We start from the raw sequence: 22,221 nt of genomic DNA, 5'->3' as shown, positions 1-22,221 counted from the left end.
TATATTAAGAAAAGGCTAACTTACTGTAAAAATCCAAGTTTGCAGATGATTATCAGCTATTTATAGTTTGGCAGGTAACTATAAAACAAAGAAGCCTGACTCATTTCTGAATCAGGCTTCTTATTAGGTAGCGGGAACAGGACTCGAACCTGTGACCTTTGGGTTATGAGCCCAACGAGCTACCAACTGCTCCATCCCGCACTGTTATTGTGTTACAAAAGTAGTACATCTAAACTTACCTTGCAAGGGATTATACCTAAAAAGGTCAAAAAAAGTTAAAATTTGCTGGTTACCCCGAAGTGTATTTTAGAGTATTTAAGCGAAAGTGGCTGTTGCTCAGAGCGTCCAACGGAATACACTAGCTGAAAAATTCCGGCGCCGGTGCTAAAACTAATTCCGCCACCCAACCCCGACGGCCAACCGCTTGCTTTAGATTTCTCCAGGTCGCTGCGGTAGTAGGCCTGGTCATAGAAAAGTAGCACGTATGAGTCGGAAGCCGTAAACAGGCGGTATTCTATAGTTCCGATGGCGTAAGAAGAGGCATAAAAGAAATAATCGTCGAAACCCCGGATAGAAGTAAGCCCACCTAAGCGGTACATGTCGTTCAGGAAGATCTGGTCGTTGAGCAAGGCATTTCCTTGTAACCGGGCCAGCAGGGCACTGTTTTTACTTAACCTGAAAAAGTTTTCGGCACGTAGGCCTAACCGCAATTGTGAGGTGCGCATATCCAGGGTATCGTAAAAGCTTTTCTCGAGGGCAGGGTTGCGCAGCAGATTTTTAGTACCAGCTGCCAGTTCCAGTTCTACCAAACGGCCACGCCTCGGAAAGTAAAAATCGTCGAGGTTGTTCCAAAGGTAGTTAAAGCCATAGGTGGTTGTGCGGGCATCGGCCAGGTCTAAATTGCGCAGGCTTTGGTTGCTGGCATCGCCCAATATGCGGGAGTTGCGCCACTCGCCGTAAACAGTAAACTTGCCATACTTTAAGGTATAGTAGCCCAATTGTAGGCGCGGCTGTATGGTTATAAACGACGAGTCCTGCTTAAGTAAATTAAAACGCGTGCCCAGCTCAAACGGCGTACCTAACAGGTTGGGGTGCAGGTATTCGCCATTTAGTATTACCGAGCCTTTATTTACGCGCCGCCACTGCAAAGCCACACTTTTGCCTGTGCCTTTAATATTCCGGATATTCAGGTTGGCCTCGCCAGTTATCAGTAGTTTGTCTTTGCGGGTAGGGTCAGGTAAAAAGCCCACTACACCATCCACCTGGTTTGCTTGCCTATCCTCCAGAAAATAATATACCCTTGCCTTGTCGCGGGCGAAACGTACCTGTGGCGGCCTGGTAACGCGTATATAAGGCAACTGGGTAAGCATGCGCTGGGTAGCCTCTATCTGGTCCTGGTTATAAGGCTGGCCGGGGTATAGTTGCAGGTAGCGCATCAAAAATTTTGGCTTTGTTTTACTACCACCCATCACCTGCACCGAGTCATAGGTAACTATAAAAGCTTTTTCTACCATCAGGGCAGCCTCAATTTTATTGTCTTTTATAGTTATGGTATCCAGCCACACACTGGCAAAGGGGTAGCCGTTGCGCTCGGCATAATCCAGTATGCGCTGTTGCAGTTTTACATACTCGGCGGGCTTAAAGGGCACATTGCGGTAAAATTTCTCCCTGAGCCCGGACTCTATCAAAATACCTTCGCTTAAGTTACCGTTCCGCAAACTGGCATACTCAAACCGCTGGCCAATGTATAGTTTCACGTGAAGCGTGTCGTTGCGCATATACAGGCTGTCGGCTGATGTGAGCAAATAAGCATCCTGCTGCATCTGGTACACCAGGTTTTTCACTTCTTCGCTGGCCTCTACAGAATCTGGGTGGGTGCTTTGGTAACTATAGTTGCGTAGTCTTGGAGCATCTTCGGGGGTGGCATGAATACGCAGTATAACATTGGGCTGTGCCGGCGCAGCAGGTTGCGATTGGGCCTGTGCCAACGGCAGCCACAAAAGCAAACACCAAACTACGGCAGCTATTTTATACATTTGTGTTATTACTAGTTGAATTGTTTAACGGCTAAATTGTTTAGCTATAGATGATCTCCTAAGCTGATCCCCCTTGCCCCCTTCAAAGGGGGACACTCACAATGCGTAATTCTAACTATAGTTTTACGTAATTCGGGAAAGTCCCTTTGAAGGGGGCAAGGGATGATTTACGTTATCTGATAATCATTGCAATTATACAAATGTAACGGGTTCTGTTTTACAGATTTATAGTTCATCAACAATTTATAATCCAACAATTTAGCAATTAACCCTTGGCCGGAATTTACCTACATATCCCGTTCTGCAAACAAGCCTGCCATTACTGCGATTTCCATTTCAGTACCAGTATGGGGCACAAAACGGCAACTATAGCTGCCATTGCCCGCGAACTGGAGCTCCGGAAAGATTACCTGCAGGGCCAGCAAATAGAAACCATTTACTTTGGCGGCGGCACCCCTTCGTTGCTTACCCAGGCAGAGCTGGAGTTGTTACTGCAAACTATAAGATCATTAGCTATAGTTTCGGATGATGCTGAAATTACCCTGGAAGCTAACCCCGACGACCTGAAACCAGCAAAACTACAGGAGTTGAAAGCCGCCGGCATTAACCGCTTAAGTATAGGTTTGCAAAGTTTCCATGAGCCGCACCTGCGCATGATGAACCGTGCCCACAACGCTACCGAAAGTTTACAGTGCGTAAAAGATGCCCAGGCTGCCGGCTTCAGCAACATTACCGTTGATTTAATTTACGGTATTCCGGCGCCGGATCACAGCATCTGGTTACAGGATCTAAGAACGCTTTTTGCGCTTAAGGTGCAGCATGTATCGTGCTATGCACTAACTATAGAACCTGATACCGCGCTGGGCCGCTGGAGCAAAAAAGGTAAGTTTATACCTTCAGAAGATGATTTTACAGCACAACAGTTCGAGATTTTACTGGACCAGATGGCGCAGCATGGCTTTGTACAGTACGAGATTTCCAACTTCTGCCAACCGGGCTACGAATCGAGGCACAACAGCAACTACTGGCGCAGCGTGCATTACCTGGGCGTAGGGCCAAGTGCACATTCTTTTAACGGACACAGCAGGCAATACAATGTTGCCAACAACCGCAAATATACCGAGGCCATCAGCCAGCAGCTTATCCCTACCGTAATAGAAGAGCTAACTATAGCTGACCAGGCCAACGATTATCTGCTTACCACGCTTCGCACGATCTGGGGCTGCGACCTTAACCAACTCCGCAACAAGTATAACTACGATGTGCTGGCTACACACCACCTATACTTGCAGCAACTACAGCAAAAAGAACTGGCCACCATACAAAACAATGTATTGCACCTAACCGACAAAGGCAAACTGCTCGCCGACCAGATCACGCTGGACCTGTTTATGGAGTAACTTTATAAAGACTGGTTAAACTTTATTGTGGCAGTACACATTCGGTTATAGTTTCCGTACAGGGTAGTGTTGCCAAATACGTACCTATAAATGCAGACGCTCCCGCTGACTACGGTTTACAAATCTGATGGTCTTAAAATTGAAGTTGCCGACAGCCTTAGCTTTGTCAGGACGGAATGGTTGCGCCCCTTAACTGATGCGCAGTTTCAGTCTGAGGCAATGGAGGCGTACCATACTATTGCCACCAAAAAGGCCGAAAAGGTGCTGGTTAATTCACAACTGGTGTCTATACTTGGTCCCGAAACCAAAGACTGGCTTTCTAATACTTACTATAGTTTGTTTTCGGCTACAGCACTCAAAAAGATGGCCCGCGTTATGCCCGATAACCTCTTTAAAAAACTAGCGCTGGCGTCGGTGGTGGCAAGGGCAGATGCAACCGGCTCGCTTAATTACGACATCCAGGATTTTGCCTCGGAAGAAGAAGCCGTGCGCTGGCTGCTGGAAGAATAGCAACTATAGTTTGAGGATTTTCTGCTATACTTGTCTAAAAGTCCGCCAACTATGGAAGCCACCATTACCTACCACGACCAAACCTATACTTTTAACCCGCTGCAACCGCTGGATATTTCGATGCCGTTGCATAACCGTGAGCCACAACCCGAGTGCTTCTGGGCAGAGCCGGTTCAGTTTGACGTGATAAGAGTAGGGGATTTTGTAGGGAGCGTGGCGGAAGGCGGCAGCACCAACTATAAACGCGTACACGTAACCCCACACGGCAACGGCACCCACACCGAGTGCTACGGTCACATTTCTGCAGACGAGCATGCCACTATCCACAACTGCCTGAAGCGCTTTTTATTTGTTGCCCAAGTTATAACTATAGCTCCGCAAAAACAGCAAAATGGCGATGGAGTGGTGCTACTGGAAGATGTAAAAAAGCAATTAGATGGTATAAAATGTGAGGCAGTTATACTTCGTACGTTACCAAATACAGATGCTAAACTTACGCGTCATTATTCCGGCTCCAACCCGCCTTACCTGGAGCATACTATAGGTCAGTACCTGGCAGAGAAAGGCGTGCAGCATTTACTTTTAGACTTACCCTCTGTAGACCGCGAACTGGATGAAGGCAAGCTTTTATGCCACCACGCGTTCTGGCAATATCCGAAAAACACCCGCTGTGGTGCTACCATTACCGAACTCATCTATGTACCAACTCATATTGCCGACGGTCTATACTTACTTAATCTGCAGATAGCAAGCCTGCAATTAGACGCCAGCCCAAGTAAACCTGTGCTTTATAGTTTATCACCAGTATTTCCGCAACTATAGTTTGAGTTATAATGCAGACTACCGACACTATTCTGATGATCGAGCCTACCAGTTTTGGCTATAACCCGGATGCAGCCGAGACAAACAAATTCCAGCAGCAGGCCGAGGGCTTAACACCAGCGGAAGTTCAGAACAGGGCGTTGCAGGAGTTCAGGAAGATGGTGCAGCACTTAATAGAAGCGGGTGTTGAAGTAAATGTGATCCGGGATGTAGAAAACTCCCGCACCCCGGACTCTATCTTCCCGAACAACTGGTTCTCGACACACCAGAGTGGTGAATTGGTAACCTACCCGATGGCACCGGCTAATCGTCGCCAAGAGCGCCGGCAGGATATTACCGATTTCCTGAAAGAGAACTATAGTTACAAGGAACATGTGCATCTGGAGCATTTCGAAAATCTACCTGAGCCGAAGTTTCTGGAGGGTACCGGCAGTATGATTCTGGACCGGGTAAACAAAATTGCCTACGCCGCTTTATCGCCGCGCACTGAACTGGAACCACTACAGGAGTTTTGCAACAAGTTAAACTACAGGCCTGTTACTTTCCGTGCTTATGGCCCCACAAACGAGCTTATTTACCACACCAACGTTATGATGTGCTTAGGCGAAAGCTTTGCTATAGTTGGTATGGATGTAGTGGATGCACAGGACAAAGAGAAGCTGCGCCAGCAACTGGAAAGCACCGGCAAAGAGATCATCGAACTTACCGCTACGCAAACGCACTACCATTTTGCCGGAAACATGCTGCAGCTGCGTAACAAGCAAAACGAAACGCTACTGGTAATGTCAGAAGCGGCTTTTCGTTCGCTTACCGATGAGCAGCTTACCAAACTCAAAAGGCAAAACAACTACTTGCTGCACTTGCCGATACACCTGATAGAGCAATGTGGCGGCGGTAGCGTACGCTGCATGATAGCTGAGCTATTCAGGCCCGAACACCTATAAACTTAAAAGCCGGAGCATTAGCCCCGGCCCCAAGCAGTTTAGTTGTTTGTAGGTGTGTAGTTTAAAATAGAGCCTCAGCTACTTTTCTAACCGATTCTGATTTGCCCATCGAGTAGTAATGCAGGCACGGCACCCCAAATTCCATCAGCTCCCTTGATTGCTTAATAGCCCATTCTATGCCTACTTGTGCAGCTGCTTTGTTGTCGGCGCAATCTTCAATCGCGTCGGCCAGTTCGCATGGCACCTCAATATGGAATAGGCTTGGCAATAAGGTTAGCTGCGATTTGGTAGTCATTGGCTTTAGCCCCGGAATGATTGGCACATTTATACCTTCTTCGCGGCAACGGTTCACAAAATCAAAATACTTCTGGTTATCGAAAAACATTTGTGTTACAATGTATTCTGCACCCAGTTCTACTTTCTTCTTCAGCCACCGCAAATCCGATTTCTGGTTTGGCGCTTCAAAGTGCTTCTCCGGGTAACCAGCTACCCCAATGCAAAAATCTGTGCCACTATTGTACACCTGTTCCTCGTCCAGGTAACGTCCGCAGTTCATGTTCACCACTTGCCCTATCAGTTCGGTTGCATAATGGTGCCCGCCCGGCTCCGGCACAAAACGTTGTTCGCTTTTCACGCAGTCGCCACGCAGTACCAATACATTGTCTATGCCTAAAAAATGCAGGTCTATCAGCGCGTTTTCGGTTTCCTCTTTGTTAAAGCCTCCGCAAATCAGGTGTGGCACCGTATCTACTTTATAGTTGTTCTGGATAGCCGCACAAATACCTACCGTTCCCGGGCGCTTGCGTGTGGTTATTTTCTCTAAAAGGCCATTTTCGCGCTGCTTGTACACATATTCTTCCCGGTGGTAGGTTACATCAATAAACGGTGGATTAAACTCCATCAGCGGGTCGATGTGGTTGAATAGGGTGCGCATGTTCTCGCCTTTCAGCGGAGGCAGTATTTCAAAAGTGAACAGCGTTTTGCCATTCGCATTTTTGAAGTGGTCTGTTACTTTCAATTTATTTGGTAAATTGTTAGATGGTTAAATTGTTACATGGCTGGTTTTGCAGCGCCGGGTCCAACCACCCCTAACCCCTCCTTGTCTAAGGCGGGGAATTTTTACTTACTACTTCAACTGCGATACCAATAGCTTCTGTTTCTCCTTTTTGTCATCCTGAAAGGATCTTAGTGGAAGGGAGGTTAAGCAGTTACTAAAAATCTTATACTTTATAAGAGTAATGCCGAAGTTCCCCTCCTTAGACAAGGAGGGTCTAGGGGTGGTTTGATCACACCGCCTGCTGTGCTACAGGCTTCGGGTCATAGTTCAGGTTCGGCGATAACCAGCGTTCCAGTTCTTCTTTTGCCATACCCTTACGCTGCGCAATGTCGGCCACCTGGTCTTCGCCTATTTTACCCAAGCCAAAATATTTAGACTCCGGATGCGAGAAGTATAAACCGCTCACCGCTGCGGTCGGGTACATGGCCAGGTTCTCGGTAAGTATAACCCCAGACGATCTCTCCGCATCCAGCAAATTAAACAGCGTGATCTTTTCGGTATGGTCCGGGCAGCCAGGGTAGCCTGGCGCAGGTCGAATGCCTTTATAGTTCTCTTTGATCAGGTCTTCATTGGTCAGGTTTTCATCCGGTGCATAGCCCCATAGTTCTTTTCTAACTTTAGCGTGCATCAGCTCAGCAAAAGCTTCTGCCAGCCTGTCAGCCAGGGCTTTTACCATAATGGATTTATAGTCGTCGTGGTCTGCCTGGTATTTCTCCAGCAATTGCTCAATGCCAAAACCAGCCGACACCACAAAGCCACCAATATAATCCTTTACGCCGGTTTCTTTGGGCGCCAGGAAATCAGAGAAAGCCAGGTTTGGTACATTTGCACCCTTCTTGCCCTGTTGCCTTAAGGTATGGAATTCGGTCAGCACGTTTTCACGTGAATCATCGGTGTATACTTCAATCGTATCATCGGCTTCCACGTTGGCAGGGTAAAAACCAACCACAGCGCGCGCTTCCAGTAATTGCTTATCTACAATCTCCTGTAGCATCGCCTGTGCATCGTTAAACAGTTTGGTTGCTTCTGCGCCTAACTCAGGGTCGTTCAGGATTTTCGGGTACTGTCGCTTAAGTTCCCATGCATGGAAGAACGGCGTCCAGTCGATGTAAGGCACAATCTCCGATAACGGGTAATTCTTGTATGTTTTGTTACCAATAAAGCTTGGCTTGGTTGGCTGGGTTGTATTCCAATCTACTTTATACTTGTTGGCGCGGGCTTCTTCTATAGTTGCAAAAGCACGCTCTTTGATGCGCCCAAAGTGATCTTCGCGCAGCTTATCATATTCTGCTTTGATCTCGGCAATGTACGCATCCCGTTCACTACTTAACAGGCTGCTTACCACCGTTACGCTGCGCGATGCATCGTGCACATGCACTACCGGCCCGCTATATTGTGGCGCAATCTTAACGGCGGTATGTACCCGCGAGGTAGTAGCCCCACCAATCAGTAGCGGAATTTTCATACCACGGCGTTCCATTTCCTGCGCTACATACACCATTTCGTCCAGTGATGGCGTGATCAAACCACTTAAGCCAATGATATCTACTTTATGCGCTTCGGCTTCTGATAGTATCTTATCCAGCTGTACCATCACGCCCAGGTCTATTACTTCATAGTTGTTACAGGCCAGCACTACGCCAACTATATTTTTACCAATGTCGTGTACGTCGCCTTTAACGGTAGCCATCAGTATGGTTCCTGCTGTAGATTTAGACGTATCGCCAGCCAGCTTTTCCTGCTCCATAAACGGCAACAGGTAGGCCACCGATTTCTTCATCACACGGGCGCTTTTTACTACCTGCGGCAGAAACATTTTACCTGCACCAAATAAGTCCCCAACTACAGTCATACCTGCCATCAATGGCCCTTCAATCACGTCCAGGGTTTTTACTGCTTCCTGCCGGGCTACTTCCGTATCTTCTTCTATGTAATCAACTATACCACGCACCAGCGCATGCTCCAAACGCTCTTTTACTGGTGCATCACGCCAGGCGGTGTCGGCTGCAGTGGCTGTTTTGCCTTTGCCTTTTATCGTTTCAGCGTAGGTTACCAGCTTTTCGGTAGCATCCGGGTGGCGGTTAAAGATCACGTCTTCGATCAGATCGAGCAGCTCGGTTGGTATTTCGCTGTAAACACCCAGCATACCGGCATTCACGATACCCATGTCCATACCGGCATGCACGGCATAGTATAAAAACACGGTATGCATCGCTTCACGCACTAGATCATTCCCACGGAATGAGAACGAAAGGTTACTTACCCCACCACTGATTAGTGCGTGCGGCAGGTTCGCTTTAATCCACTTTACTACTTCTATAAAATCTACGGCATAGTTGTTATGCTCTTCTATACCGGTAGCAATGGCCAGTATGTTCGGGTCGAAAATGATGTCCTGCGGCGGGAAGCCTACTTCATCTACCAGAATGCGGTATGAGCGTTCGCAGATTTCTTTCCGACGCTCCAACGTGTCAGCCTGACCTGTTTCGTCAAAAGCCATCACTACTACAGCCGCACCATACTGGCGTACTTTGCGAGCTACTTTCTTAAAGGCTTCTTCCCCTTCTTTTAGGCTGATGGAGTTAACTATAGATTTGCCCTGCACACATTTCAAGCCAGCTTCAATTACGCTCCATTTCGAAGAGTCGATCATGATTGGCAGTTTAGCAATGTCGGGTTCAGAGGCGATCAGGTTCAGGAAGTTGGTCATAGCCTGCTCTGAATCGAGCATGCCTTCGTCCATGTTCACGTCTATGATCTGCGCACCACCTTCTACCTGCTGTCTGGCAACGGTCAAAGCTTCTTCAAACTGACCATTTACAATAAGCCGCGCAAACATTTTTGAGCCGGTTACATTGGTGCGTTCACCGACATTTACAAAAAGGCTTTCTGGGGTTATAGTTAGTGGTTCGAGGCCGCTGTAGCGTGGAAGTGGGGCAACCGGGGTAGGAACATGCGGTTTATACTTTCGCACTAGGTCTGCAATTACTTTAGTATGAACAGGCGTAGTCCCACAACAACCACCCAATATATTTACCAGACCCTCCTTAAGATATTCTTCAACTATAGCACCCATTTGCTGGGCTGTTTCGTCGTAGCCGCCAAACGCATTCGGCAGGCCGGCATTCGGATAAGCACTAATATAGCAATCCGATATTCTGGACAGTTCCTGGATGTGTGTTTTCAGCTGGCGGGCACCAAGGGCACAGTTAAAACCTACGCTCAGGATTGGCGCATGCGAGATAGAATTGTAGAAGGCCTCTACTGTCTGGCCGGATAAGGTTCGACCACTGGCATCGGTTATAGTTCCGGAGATCATGATCGGCAGTTCTTTACCACCATCATTCACAAACTGCTGTATCGCAAATAGGGCTGCCTTACAGTTCAAGGTATCAAACACCGTTTCTACTAATAGCAAGTCAGAACCACCATCTACCAAACCACGCACCTGCTCATAGTAGGCCTCTACCAGTTGGTCAAAAGTTATAGCGCGGTAACCCGGGTTGTTTACATCCGGTGAAAGCGAAGCGGTACGGTTGGTCGGGCCAATGGCACCAGCTACAAATCGTTTATGGGAAGGATCTTTGGCTTCTATTTCATCAGCAGCTTCACGGGCTATCTTCGCCGATTCATAGTTCAGCTCATACACGATATGCTCCAGCGCATAATCGGCCATGGCTATAGTTGTACCGCTGAAGGTGTTGGTTTCAATAATATCGGCACCAGCTTCCAGGTACTCTGTATGAATGGCTTTGATAATATCCGGGCGGGTAATGGAAAGCAGGTCGTTGTTGCCTTTCAGGTCGGATGGATGATCTTTGAAACGCTCGCCACGGAAATCGGCTTCTGAAAGCTGGTAACGCTGAATCATGGTGCCCATGGCGCCATCGAGCACCAGCACGCGCTCTTTTAATAAACTGTAAATGGGATGGTTGTTCTTTTTCATGTTGGTATCCTTCTCTCGCTTGCTTTTTGCTACCGCTCATCAAGAAAGGACACCCGAAGTAAAGGATGGACTATCTTATCTTTTCCGGACAGCACGCTTCCGGAAGGGAGTTAGCACCAAGTTTGCCAAGGTTGCTAAGACGTCACAGGGCCCTTTCCCTCGGTCTTTCTTGATAAGAAGCTGCAAGTTACTACACTTATCGGCAAAACGCCAATTTTTGTTTCATTAGAATATAACTATAGTTGTGAATTTATAGAGGGAATGGCCATAAAACAGAAAAGGACACATAAAGTGTCCCTTTCCTAAAAAGAGTTTAATTGTATTAACTATAACTCTTTCTTAGTTTATTATACGTGGGTTGTTAAACTATAGTTTATAGTTTGCTGAAATAAAAAAGGGACACCTTGCGGCATCCCTTCCTTTTGTTTTTGTAAGCTAACGAATTAAGCCTCAGCTTCTACTGCGTTAGGAATTACAGAAACGTAAGAACGGTTTTTCTTACCTTTCTTGAATTCTACAACACCGTCAACCAGTGCAAACAAAGTATGGTCTTTACCGATACCTACGTTTTTGCTTGGGTGGTGCGCTGTACCTCTTTGTCTTACAATGATGTTACCAGCAATGATGTCCTGGCCACCATAAATCTTAACGCCCAGTCGTTTTGAGTGCGACTCACGACCGTTGTTAGAACTACCAGCTCCTTTTTTGTGTGCCATTTTGTTTTACTATTTAATCAGGCCCGAGGCCCGAAATGGTTCTACGATAAATTTCCTCTTACTGCTTATCCAATGCTCTCGATCAGAACTTTCGTATAGTCAGAACGATAACCTCTCGACTTTCTATACCCTTTTCTTCTCTTCTTCTTGAAAATGCGAACTTTCTCGCCTCTCACGTTGCCAAGGATTTTACCAACCACTTTAACACCGCTTACGAAAGGAGCACCAAGAGTAATGGTACCGTTATCATCTGTAAGAAGAACATTGGCGAACTCAACGGCGTCACCTTCATTGCCGGAAAGCTTGTTAGCGTAGACGAACTTACCGCTCTCTACTTTGGTCTGTTGACCTGCGATTTCTACAATTGCGTACATCAGCTTCAATGTATGTTTAAAATTTAGTCTGCAAAAGTACGGTGCTTAAATTAAATATGCAAACACTTGTCATTTAAAATGTTCTGCAACTATAGCCGCAATTTTACACACTGTGGATAACACTGTTGAAACATCACTCACAGCTTATCACACCCTCACAAAAAGGCCATAACAACATAACAGGCAAACAGTTGCGACAAAAACACTTTTCCACACTTATCCACAAAACAATTTTTACCTTCCCGTTAGACCCATTTTTTGCCTGGCACTAAATAACATCTTTTGCACTTTTATTTTACCTGAAGCGCCAAACAACTTGTTTAAACACTATAAAGCCTAAAAACATTGCACTTAACACATTATTTATAGTTTGATAACAATATGTTAACATGCTAATATAGTATAAACACTATGTGCATAACGATGTTAATTTCCTTGTAAATAACACAGCAACAACTACTTACTAATTTGTGCATAAATTGAACAACTTTAGCCCCCACTTTCAAGTTCATTTGTCTATATTTGAAGTCACGATATTACCGGATGCCTGTTCGGCACCGACCTATACCTATAAATTACATCGGGGTGTTTTCTAAGCTAAACGGCTTACCCCTTCAACCAATAAAACGCTTATTTACAAGATTATGGAGCCAATACTACAAGAGAACCCGAACCGCTTTGTACTGTTCCCGATACAGCACGATGAAGTATGGCAAATGTATAAAAAGGCCGAGGCCAGCTTCTGGACTGCTGAAGAGATTGACCTGAGTCAAGACCTGAAAGACTGGGAAAACCTGAACGATGGCGAACGTCACTTCATTAGCCACGTGTTGGCGTTCTTTGCCGCCTCAGATGGTATTGTGAACGAGAACCTGGCTGTTAACTTCATGAACGAAGTGCAGATACCGGAAGCGCGTTGTTTCTATGGTTTCCAGATCATGATGGAGAATATCCACGCCGAAACCTATTCGCTCCTTATAGATACGTATGTAAAAAAGCAAAGCGAGAAAGACTTCCTGTTTAACGCACTTGAGAACGTGCCTGCCGTTGCCAAAAAAGGCGAGTGGGCACTTAAATGGATCGAGAGCGAGAACTTTACAGAACGCCTGATCGCGTTTGCTGCCGTGGAAGGAATTTTCTTCTCTGGCTCGTTCTGCTCTATTTTCTGGATGAAGAAGCGTGGTTTAATGCCAGGCTTAACCTTCTCTAACGAACTTATCAGCCGCGACGAAGGCTTGCACTGCGATTTTGCCTGCCTGTTGTACTCTATGCTGGTTAATAAACTGCCTGAAAGCCGCGTGCACGATATTATCCGTGATGCAGTAACTATAGAGCAGGAGTTTGTAACTGATGCATTGCCGGTTGACCTGATAGGAATGAATGCCAAGCTGATGAGCCAGTATATTGAGTTCGTAGCTGACCGCCTGTTAGTAGCACTTGGTTACAACAAGATCTACAACGCAGCCAACCCATTCGACTTTATGGAAATGATCTCGCTGCAGGGCAAAACAAACTTCTTCGAAAAGCGCGTGGGCGAGTACCAGAAAGCCGGCGTACTGGGTGGCTCTGATAAAAATGTTTTTTCGCTGGACGAAGACTTTTAATAATATCAGAACTTCTATATATTTAAGTGGCAAAGGGACTACACTCCTGATGCCGCTTAACTATACTTACACTTTACCGGCCATCAGCTAAAGTATAAAAGCTCGTCTGAACCGGTACCAAACTGGCCATTGCGCCACCTAACAGGGAATCTCATCCCTACTATATAGTAGAAGCATTTGGCTTTACCTATAAACTATTGTATTGCAACGGCTTATACCACTCCGCGTATTAGCTGACTGTATCTTATACTTTAAATATTTAATGCTTACTGCACAGGCAGTGGCTTCCAAAATATATCTGTTAAACACCCGAGGCCTTTAACCTCGCTAATTGTATACCACTATGTTAGTTGTTAAAAGAGACGGCCGGCGCGAATCCGTTAAATTCGACAAGATCACAGCCCGAATTGAGAAGCTGTGCTATGGCTTACATGCTGATTATGTATCGCCGATTGAAGTTGCCAAAAAGGTAATTGATGGTATTTACGATGGCGTTACCACTGTAGAGCTGGATAACCTGGCCGCTGAAACTGCCGCATCGCTTACTACCAAGCACCCGGATTATGCGGTACTGGCAGCACGCATTGCGATCTCAAACCTGCACAAGGTTACCAGCAAGTCGTTCTCTAATACAATGAAGCGCCTGTATACTTACACCGACCCTAAAACCGGTGAAAATGCATCGCTGCTGGCTAAAGACGTTTATGAGATCATCCGTAAGCACGCCGCTACCCTTGACTCAACTATAATTTACGACCGCGACTATAACTACGACTACTTCGGTTATAAAACACTAGAGCGTTCTTACCTGCTGCGTTTAGATGGCAAGATTGTGGAGCGCCCGCAACATATGCTGATGCGTGTAGCTGTTGGTATACACAAAGAAGATATCGAGTCTGCTATCGAAACTTACAACCTGATGTCGGAGAAGTGGTTTACACATGCAACTCCAACACTTTTCAATGCCGGTACTCCTAAACCACAGCTTTCTTCGTGCTTCCTGCTTGCCATGAAAGACGACAGCATACCAGGCATTTACGATACCCTGAAACAATGCGCACAGATCTCGCAGAGCGCTGGTGGTATTGGTCTGAGCATTCATAACATTCGCGCTACTGGTTCTTATATTAAAGGCACAAACGGTACATCTAACGGTATTATCCCGATGCTGAAGGTGTTTAACGACACGGCCCGCTACGTAGACCAAGGTGGCGGAAAGCGTAAAGGTGCTTTCGCCATTTACCTGGAGCCATGGCATGCCGATATCTTTGATTTCCTGGAACTGAAGAAGAACCACGGTAAAGAAGAAAACCGCGCCCGCGACCTGTTCTATGCCCTTTGGACACCAGACCTGTTTATGAAGCGCGTGGAAGAGAACGGTGACTGGAGCCTGTTCTGCCCGAACGAAGCACCCGGCCTGGCTGAGTGCTGGGGACAGGATTTTGAGCGTCTGTATGAGAAGTACGAGCGTGAAGGCCGTGCCCGCAAAACGGTGAAAGCACAGGACCTGTGGTTCCATATCCTGGAGTCGCAGATCGAGACGGGTACACCTTATATGCTTTATAAAGATGCTGCCAACAGCAAGAGCAACCAACAAAACCTGGGAACTATAAAAAGCTCGAACCTATGCACCGAAATTATGGAGTACACCGACGAGAACGAAGTAGCTGTTTGTAACCTTGCCTCGCTGGCCCTGCCACGCTATGTAAAAGAGAACGGGAACCATAAGATATTTGATCACCAGAAACTGTTTGATGTAACGTACCACGTTACGCTTAACCTGAACAAGGTAATTGACATTAACTATTACCCTGTAGAGGAAGCCCGCAACTCTAACATGCGCCACAGACCTATTGGTTTAGGTGTACAGGGTTTGGCAGATACCTTTATTGCGCTGCGCATGCCTTTCGAGAGCGAAGAAGCTAAACGCCTGAATGAGGATATCTTCGAGACGATCTACTTTGCTTCGATGACAGCTTCTAAAGACCTGGCTAAGAAGCAGGGTGCTTACGAAACTTTCCCGGGTTCTCCGTTATCAAAAGGTCAGTTCCAGTTCGATATGTGGGGTGTAACGCCTAAGTCGGGCCGTTGGGACTGGGAAGAGCTGCGCAAAGAAGTAATGGAGCACGGTGTGCGTAACTCACTGTTATTAGCGCCTATGCCTACAGCTTCTACGGCACAGATCTTGGGTAACAACGAATCGTTTGAGCCTTATACTTCAAACATCTACCTACGCCGCGTGCTGTCTGGTGAGTTTATGGTGGTGAACAAGCACCTGCTAAAAGACCTTATCGCGCTTGGCCTGTGGAATGATAACATGAAGAATGCAATCATTGCTGCAAACGGTTCGGTACAGGATATCCCGAACATTCCGCAGAACATTAAGGATCTGTACAAAACGGTTTGGGAGATAAGCCAGCGTACGGTAATTGATATGAGCGCCGACCGTGGTGCTTACATCTGCCAGAGCCAGTCGCTGAACCTGCACGTAATGAACGTGAACTTCGGTAAGCTGACATCAATGCACTTCCATGCGTGGAAGCGTGGCCTGAAAACAGGTATGTATTACCTGCGTACCAAAGCCGCTGTAGATGCCATTAAGTTTACAGTAGAGAAACAAGCCGCCGAAACCCTGTCGCCGGTTTACAACCAGGACCAGAACCGAAGCGACATGGCCTGCTCACTGGACAATCCAGACGCTTGCGAAGCTTGCGGATCGTAAAAAAGTATAAAGTATAACTATAGATAACAGGAAAGGGAGGCTGCGAGGCTTCCCTTTTTTGTATTTATGGTTTGGGTGCTGAGAGGCTATAGTTGCAACTATAGTTCGTCGTCTTCTATTTCCGCCGTTGTTGGTGTTTTCACCAACAAATAAACGCCAGCAACGAAGCTAAGCCATACAAACTCCGCACCTCAGGAAATATAGGTTGGTCCCATAAGCTACCCTATAGTGGTTGTTGGTGAAAACACCAACAACGGCAAGCGGCATAGAGGGAAAAAAGCATCAAATAAAGCAGGGAAGAGCCAAACAACACCAAAGTATATTTAGCAGTATGTTAGCAGATGCATGAGCAACAGCATATTGCCTTCTTTACAGCTACTATACTTGAATGGAAGCACCTGCTAAAGCCTGACAAGTATAAACAAATCATCATCAATAGCTTACGCTATCTGGTAGAGCAGAAACGGGTAAAAGTTTATGCTTTCGTAATCATGCCAAACCACCTGCACTTACTCTGGAAAATGGAGGAACCATACAAGCGGGAAGATGTACAGCGGGATTTTCTAAAGTATACGGCACAGCTGATAAAGTATGATTTAGTTAAAAACCACCCACTAGTATTGGAAAAATTCCGGGTAAATGCGAAAGACCGACAATATCAACTATGGGAGCGCAATCCACTTTCAATCTACTGCTATTCGGTTGCTGTTACGGAGCAAAAGCTAGCTTATATACATAATAACCCAATTCAGGAGAAGTGGCAATTAGCTGCTCTACCTGAGGATTATTCTTACTCTTCTGCCAAATTTTATCATAACAACAAAGATAACTTCGGCTTCTTAACGCATTATTTAGATTAAATTCTTCAGAAGTGCTGTTGGAGAAAACACCAACAGCGGCGGGCAAAAAAAATGCAGCCGACTTTGCAAGTATAGTTCCCCTTGTTGAATACGACGAACTATAAAAGACGCTAGCACCGTGCGCAGCTCCTACTAGCGTCTGAGCTATAAAATAAAAGGCACCCAAGACATCTCCCAAGTGCCTTTTTGCAAGCTATACTCTTTATACTTGCTTAGCTATTACGCACGGCAATTTCTACACGGCGGTTTTGCTGGCGGCCTGCAGCTGTTGCATTAGATCTTACTGGCTTAGCCTCTCCAACCGGGTGAACAGAAATACGTGATGCATCTATGTTACCGTTCTTAACTAACCAGTTCTTTACAGCTTCGGCACGTTGTTTGGCTAAGCCTTCGTTGTATCCGGCGCTGCCTTTGGCATCGGTGTAACCATACACTCGTATTGGGGCATCTTTGCTGCGCTGTGCTATAGAGGCACTTATCTTTTGCAGGTTGGCTTCGGCACTTTTCCTGATGGTTGCTTTGTCGGTATCAAATAATACGTTTTCGCCTAAGGCATATACGCTATACTTGTCGTTGCTGCGCACATCTACATCGGTATCTTTAAATTCGGGCCAGTCTACGGTTGGCAGGTCTGCGTCCAGGTTATTCCAGTCGGCGTCGCCACTGGCATCTATGTCAACTATAGTTCCATCCGCTGCAGAGTCAGGAGAGTTTTCGTTTTCGAAAGCTACAGCGGTGTCAGCGGTTGCTTCAGTAGCTTCATCATGAGTAGCTTCAGTTTTTTCGTCTACGTTATTGCAGGCCGTAAAAGCCATAGTTATGGCACATGCCATACAAAGTGCTGTTCGTTTCATAGTTTTATAGTTATGCATTAAGTGCGCAAACTACAGGTGCGCACACATAATACGCCAACAGCTTGTTTGCAGCCAACTATAAGGTAACATAATTTTAAGGGAGGAACGGCCAGGCATTAAAACCGAACAAACTATAGTGTAACTAACCCAGCTTTTGCATACTAATCGGTTCGCAAACCCAGGAAAGCGCATCTTCTTCGTTCTCAAAATCTTTTAACAGCATATCACCCAGGTCTCCGGCGCGCTCTAACAGTTGCTCTACAGCCATTTTATTAAAAACATCTTCCGAAACTATAGTTGCATTGCGCCTGATAGAACTAACGGCCAGGCGCGGAAAGACAGTTTCGGAAAACCAGTCCTGGTCAGCCTGCCGTATGGCTCTTAGTTTGCGATTATCAGCCACCCACCTAAGAGGTTTATGCTCTTCAAGTACGTTAAGCGCAGCTATAATTACCTCCCGAAACTATTGGCCACTCAAAAAACCACGTGCTACTAACCTCCCCAGCAGCAGCTCATCATCAAAAGTTATTTTTGCAGCGTCGTTTTCGAAATAAGTATGTATCATCGTTTAAATCGGGCTATACCTGGCTACATGGCGTAAATCAGGGAAATTAAAAACTTTTACGGGTAAACAAGTTATGCGGTTAGTTGCTAACATATAAGGCTACGGCAGAACAGGTTTACCTTTAGGGGGAAGGGCACGGTGCTGCCGACAACCACAACACACAAACTAACCGGAACAAAAAACCCAGGCTAAAATAACCTGGGCTTTCCATATATAGAATAGATTAGTTTCTGGATGATTTCTTATTTCTTAAGGAAACGATATGTTTCGCGCACCTGGCCGTTGGTTACGGTAACAAAGTAAATACCTGCCTGTAAGCCCTGAACCGGTACAAGCTGCTCCCTTTCTGTTACTTGTGCATAACGGGCTATAGTTCGACCGGCTGCATCCTGTATGGTTATGTCTGAGGGGCCGGCTGCTATAGTTAAACCTATAGTTACCTGGGTGGTAGCCATAGTTGGGTAAACCTGCGCAATGGCTTCGCCGGTTTTAGGTGCAGCAAAGTTTACAGTAACTGTTTTAGAGTAAGCAAATGTACCATCAAAGTCAACCTGGCGCAGGCGGTAGTAGTTCTTGCCGCTGGCTGGGCGCTTATCGGTAAAGGTGTACGTTAGCTTTCTGCTGCTTGTACCATTGCCAGCAACCTCACCCAGCTTACTGAAATGCTTGCCGTCTACGCTACGTTCTACCTCAAATTTTTCGTTGTCCTTTTCAGAAGCTGTGCTCCAGCTAAGCACCGATGTACCGTTTGTGTTGGCTACTTTAAAGGATACCAGCTCAACCGGAAGCGGCGCAATTACCTGCTCTTTTCTCCAGGTAAGGTTATGGATGGCGATACCCTGCCGGCCGCTGGCGTTACGAATAGTTGCCGTGTTGCTATACTGGATAATTACTTTTGTAACAGCCTTTGAAAACGTTATGGTCACATCGCCTTCGCTAGATGCATTGTCGCTTGCTATGATACCTGAAAGCGTTGAGGAAGCAAACTGGTTATAAGATGTTGTTTTAACCTTATTCTTAACAAGCGGCACCGCTGTACCATTATTGTATCCTGTAATCACCAACTTGTCGGAGAACTGGTTTGCGGCCACATCAATATCAAAAATAGTAAAGGTCAGGTCCTCTATCGGTTTGTTAAGGTCAAGCTGTATTACTGAAGTAGAAGTAGAAGAGGCGCCAGTCTGGATCAGGGTAAAAGATTTGGTGTTCGTTTTATAAGATTTGTCGTCTACTTTAGACGTTTCGTAAGCTACACCTGCGCTTTGGGAAGAAGACCAGCGCATGGTTACACCATCTACCATGTACGGAGTGGCAGCGTTTATACCAGAAACTGTAAAAGGGTTCTCGTCAAGCGGGCGGGTGGCCCAGTCAAAAGTAGAGATGCCGGTTTCGGGAGTTCCTGTTATAGTTATGTCATCTATAGCGTAATAAGCCGTCTCATTCTTATTTTGGGCCGCGTACGTTATTCTCCAATACAGCCTTACAGTTGGCAAGCCCATAATAGCAGCAGGCAAGGCAATTGGTGCACCATTGTTTACTTTGTTCCAGGTGTTGTTGGTGTTATTGGTGGTGGTATAAAAAGTTGTGCGGGTTGCACCACCGTTTATACTATACTGTAGTTCTACTGCTGCTGTAAGCGCCCCTGACGTTTTAAATGGATTCCGGAATTGCTCCCAAGTTATAGTTGCAGCACTATAGCCCAACGTCGAAACGTCAATAAATAGCCTTCGCTCATTGGTTGTTACATCGTTTGAGGTTCTGGCATAATTACCTTTTGAAGACTGAGATAATGTACTGGTTGGAGCAGCATTTGAAAACACCCATGCACCAGCCGGCTCTACAAAGACGCCTGGTATGCTACCATTAGTTTCAACAAAATTCTCGTGGTAAAGCAACACCTGAGCTGATGCTGTAAAAGTAAAAACCAGTAATGTAAGAAGGGTAGTGTAAAGTTGTTTCATATATACCTGCTAACTGCCACGCACTATGAAATAACTGTGCCAACAGCATGTTTTAGTTACTGCTGCGCTATTCTCTAACTCCTCAAATTCTATTTTTCTCTATATATTAATTTATACTTATTGATTATCAACACCTTAACTACAAGTATCAACTATAAACTATTCCCTTAAAACTTTTTAACCAACTATAGTTGTTATAACCTAACCAAACATTTTTTCCATTATTGGGAAATAGGATTGGGAATCGGGAAAACTGATTTGCCCAGAATAACTATAGATTTTATCCCTGAGCTTACTATAAAATGCAGCTGTTATTGTATTTATAAAAGTAACATCAGGTGCAAGTTTAGTTTCTAATAAAATTGAACTATATTGTTTCGCAATGCTGCCAATATGGCTCTTAATTATGATAACATTGTACGCTAACAAGCCATAATGACAATGCTTTACAGCACCATTAGCTTTGTAAGGTATGGCACGTGGTTTGTATAAGTATTAAAAGATTAAGATTTGAGGAGGAAGGATATGAACCTGATTAATAATAATGATTTCCTGAAGAATGTAGCGCAGCACCTGAACCTGTTTAACACCATTGCAGGCGGTATAAGCGAGACAAACGTAACTATAGACAAATACAGAAAAGGAGCGGTAATTCAGGTATGGGCTGCCAGCGTAAGCCCGGAGTCTTTTAAGGTAATGGTACATAAAAACCAGCTTACTATTTACTCGCTGCTACATAGCCATGATAACGAAGAGCTGACAGTGCCTATGTTTAACCGCGTGTTTGTAATACCGCCACAAGTAGACATCAGCAATATTGAGGCTGTTTACCAGGATGGCCGGATACAGGTAAGGTTACCTTACCACAATGCAGCCATCAGGCCGAAAGAGATTGAAATTAAGCAACTATAAAAAAGAGGGCTACCTAACTGGTAGCCCTTCTTTTTTATAGTTAGTGCTGCTCTAGTTACTGCTGCTCTTTTATAAACTTTGCTTTAATAATAGAGGTCATGTAGTCGTGTACCTCTACAGTTTCCTGGTCGTAAGGGAAGGTATTGTACTGGTCGGCTGTAGTCTGAGATACCCTGCAACCATTATTTACCATCATATAAATCAGCTCGCGCAGGCGATACGGGTGGCCCGCAACATTCAGGATGCAGATCGAGTCGCTGGTTTCTACGTGCAGGAACATGTGCTGCACATGGTTTACATCCGTCATTATTTCCTGATCAGACATAGGCACTTGTTTTTTACTTTGGCTTTAGTTTTATACTATAAACCCATAATTGCCAAAATAGTGCCATCCAGACCTAATATTCCGTTTAAATGGTTAGCAGGCAAGCTTTTAAAATCAGCAAACAGGCTTACTGCTTGGGATTAGAAAGGCAAACTATAGCTATAAAAGGCACAACTATAAAACGACATAAGTTAGGGCGCTTTACTGCTTAAAATTCCAGAACTATAGGTTGGTTTAATTATCATAAAAAAACCCGGCACTTAAGGCCGGGTATTCATTAATCTGAATGCTTCCGCTCTGGATATCTTTTTTTCAAGAATCAGGGGCGGGTCGTCTTTTTTAGCAACTACCAGGGTAAACTTGCTTTTCGCATCCTGGTAATAAATAAGCGTCGTCAGATCTTCATAGCCGATACTATAGATCTTCCGCTTACTTGTATTTCCAAGAAAATTATATTTATCTAATTCAATATTTCGCAATAATCTCATATCCCTACTATCATCTGGTATTTTAAACGGGTATAACCGGGTAGATTGTTTCAAATATCATACATATACAAGGCATTCCTAAAAATAATTATACTCCTGAATCCTATATAGTTAGCGTTTAAATA

Annotated in this window: 18 protein-coding genes, 1 tRNA gene and 1 riboswitch; of the genes, 8 read left to right on the top strand and 11 right to left on the bottom strand. The window is 45.5% G+C overall.

Annotation, left to right across the window (positions count from 1 at the left end; translation table 11 throughout):
• Positions 1-128: 128 nt before the first annotated feature.
• Together GWO68_RS03410 and GWO68_RS03405 are read right to left on the bottom strand one after the other, a co-directional pair.
• Positions 129-201: transfer RNA gene (locus tag GWO68_RS03410), tRNA-Met, on the bottom strand.
• Positions 202-275: 74 nt separating this feature from the next.
• Positions 276-2,036, bottom strand: a complete 1,761-nt coding sequence (locus GWO68_RS03405) for a BamA/TamA family outer membrane protein (RefSeq protein ID WP_162345002.1) — start codon at positions 2,034-2,036, stop codon at positions 276-278.
• A gap of 272 nt (positions 2,037-2,308) precedes the next feature.
• On the opposite strand from GWO68_RS03405, the gene hemW reads away from it, so the two are divergent.
• From hemW to ctlX, 4 genes are all read left to right on the top strand, one after another.
• Complete coding sequence (gene hemW, locus GWO68_RS03400; protein WP_162345001.1) at positions 2,309-3,436, top strand: radical SAM family heme chaperone HemW; 1,128 nt, start codon at positions 2,309-2,311, stop codon at positions 3,434-3,436.
• Positions 3,437-3,526: 90 nt separating this feature from the next.
• Positions 3,527-3,946: a hypothetical protein gene (locus GWO68_RS03395; RefSeq protein ID WP_162345000.1), complete on the top strand. Its 420-nt coding sequence runs from the start codon at positions 3,527-3,529 to the stop codon at positions 3,944-3,946.
• Between the two features lie 51 nt (positions 3,947-3,997).
• Positions 3,998-4,768, top strand: coding sequence for a cyclase family protein (locus GWO68_RS03390; RefSeq protein WP_162344999.1), 771 nt, complete (start codon positions 3,998-4,000; stop codon positions 4,766-4,768).
• An 11-nt stretch (positions 4,769-4,779) separates the two neighbouring features.
• Positions 4,780-5,712, top strand: coding sequence for a citrulline utilization hydrolase CtlX (ctlX, locus tag GWO68_RS03385; RefSeq protein WP_202923654.1), 933 nt, complete (start codon positions 4,780-4,782; stop codon positions 5,710-5,712).
• A 61-nt stretch (positions 5,713-5,773) separates the two neighbouring features.
• On the opposite strand, the gene metF is transcribed toward ctlX, so the two are convergent.
• From metF to rplU, 4 genes are all read right to left on the bottom strand, one after another.
• Positions 5,774-6,730 carry a methylenetetrahydrofolate reductase [NAD(P)H] gene (gene metF, locus GWO68_RS03380; protein WP_162344998.1) on the bottom strand — a complete coding sequence of 319 codons (957 nt, stop codon included), beginning with the start codon at positions 6,728-6,730 and terminating at the stop codon, positions 5,774-5,776.
• 268 nt (positions 6,731-6,998) lie between these two features.
• The gene (metH, locus tag GWO68_RS03375) at positions 6,999-10,715 is read right to left on the bottom strand and encodes a methionine synthase (RefSeq protein WP_162344997.1); all 3,717 of its coding nucleotides are present in this window, start codon (positions 10,713-10,715) and stop codon (positions 6,999-7,001) included.
• A 72-nt stretch (positions 10,716-10,787) separates the two neighbouring features.
• A riboswitch (SAM riboswitch) is annotated at positions 10,788-10,894 on the bottom strand.
• A 264-nt stretch (positions 10,895-11,158) separates the two neighbouring features.
• Positions 11,159-11,431: a 50S ribosomal protein L27 gene (gene rpmA / locus GWO68_RS03370; protein WP_162344996.1), complete on the bottom strand. Its 273-nt coding sequence runs from the start codon at positions 11,429-11,431 to the stop codon at positions 11,159-11,161.
• Between the two features lie 65 nt (positions 11,432-11,496).
• Complete coding sequence (gene rplU / locus GWO68_RS03365) at positions 11,497-11,805, bottom strand: 50S ribosomal protein L21 (protein WP_162344995.1); 309 nt, start codon at positions 11,803-11,805, stop codon at positions 11,497-11,499.
• A gap of 644 nt (positions 11,806-12,449) precedes the next feature.
• Between rplU and GWO68_RS03360 the strand changes: the two genes are divergently transcribed.
• From GWO68_RS03360 to GWO68_RS03350, 3 genes are all read left to right on the top strand, one after another.
• Positions 12,450-13,409 carry a ribonucleoside-diphosphate reductase small subunit gene (locus tag GWO68_RS03360; RefSeq protein ID WP_202923653.1) on the top strand — a complete coding sequence of 320 codons (960 nt, stop codon included), beginning with the start codon at positions 12,450-12,452 and terminating at the stop codon, positions 13,407-13,409.
• A 343-nt stretch (positions 13,410-13,752) separates the two neighbouring features.
• On the top strand, positions 13,753-16,131 hold the full coding sequence (locus tag GWO68_RS03355; RefSeq protein WP_162344994.1) for a ribonucleoside-diphosphate reductase subunit alpha: 2,379 nt from the start codon (positions 13,753-13,755) through the stop codon (positions 16,129-16,131).
• A gap of 341 nt (positions 16,132-16,472) precedes the next feature.
• Positions 16,473-16,991 (top strand): transposase, encoded by a 519-nt coding sequence (locus tag GWO68_RS03350; protein ID WP_162344993.1) that lies wholly within the window; start codon positions 16,473-16,475, stop codon positions 16,989-16,991.
• A 212-nt stretch (positions 16,992-17,203) separates the two neighbouring features.
• On the opposite strand, the gene GWO68_RS03345 is transcribed toward GWO68_RS03350, so the two are convergent.
• From GWO68_RS03345 to GWO68_RS03335, 3 genes are all read right to left on the bottom strand, one after another.
• Positions 17,204-17,845 (bottom strand): OmpA family protein, encoded by a 642-nt coding sequence (locus GWO68_RS03345; protein WP_162344992.1) that lies wholly within the window; start codon positions 17,843-17,845, stop codon positions 17,204-17,206.
• 142 nt (positions 17,846-17,987) lie between these two features.
• Positions 17,988-18,248 (bottom strand): hypothetical protein, encoded by a 261-nt coding sequence (locus GWO68_RS03340; RefSeq protein ID WP_162344991.1) that lies wholly within the window; start codon positions 18,246-18,248, stop codon positions 17,988-17,990.
• A 404-nt stretch (positions 18,249-18,652) separates the two neighbouring features.
• Entirely contained in the window at positions 18,653-20,371 is a 1,719-nt protein-coding gene (locus tag GWO68_RS03335; protein WP_162344990.1) for a T9SS type A sorting domain-containing protein, read from the bottom strand.
• Positions 20,372-20,896: 525 nt separating this feature from the next.
• On the opposite strand from GWO68_RS03335, the gene GWO68_RS03330 reads away from it, so the two are divergent.
• On the top strand, positions 20,897-21,283 hold the full coding sequence (locus GWO68_RS03330) for an Hsp20/alpha crystallin family protein (protein WP_162344989.1): 387 nt from the start codon (positions 20,897-20,899) through the stop codon (positions 21,281-21,283).
• A gap of 55 nt (positions 21,284-21,338) precedes the next feature.
• Here GWO68_RS03330 and GWO68_RS03325 read toward each other — a convergent pair whose 3' ends face one another.
• Positions 21,339-21,608: a hypothetical protein gene (locus GWO68_RS03325; protein ID WP_162344988.1), complete on the bottom strand. Its 270-nt coding sequence runs from the start codon at positions 21,606-21,608 to the stop codon at positions 21,339-21,341.
• Positions 21,609-21,868: 260 nt separating this feature from the next.
• Positions 21,869-22,096 carry a hypothetical protein gene (locus GWO68_RS03320; RefSeq protein ID WP_162344987.1) on the bottom strand — a complete coding sequence of 76 codons (228 nt, stop codon included), beginning with the start codon at positions 22,094-22,096 and terminating at the stop codon, positions 21,869-21,871.
• Between the last annotated feature and the right edge of the window lie 125 nt (positions 22,097-22,221).

It is taken from the genome of Pontibacter fetidus (assembly GCF_010119545.1).
In the GTDB taxonomy this organism is placed as follows: Bacteria; Bacteroidota; Bacteroidia; order Cytophagales; family Hymenobacteraceae; genus Pontibacter; species Pontibacter fetidus.
Note: the sequence above shows the minus strand (reverse complement) of the source record. Positions and strands in the feature narration are given on the sequence as shown.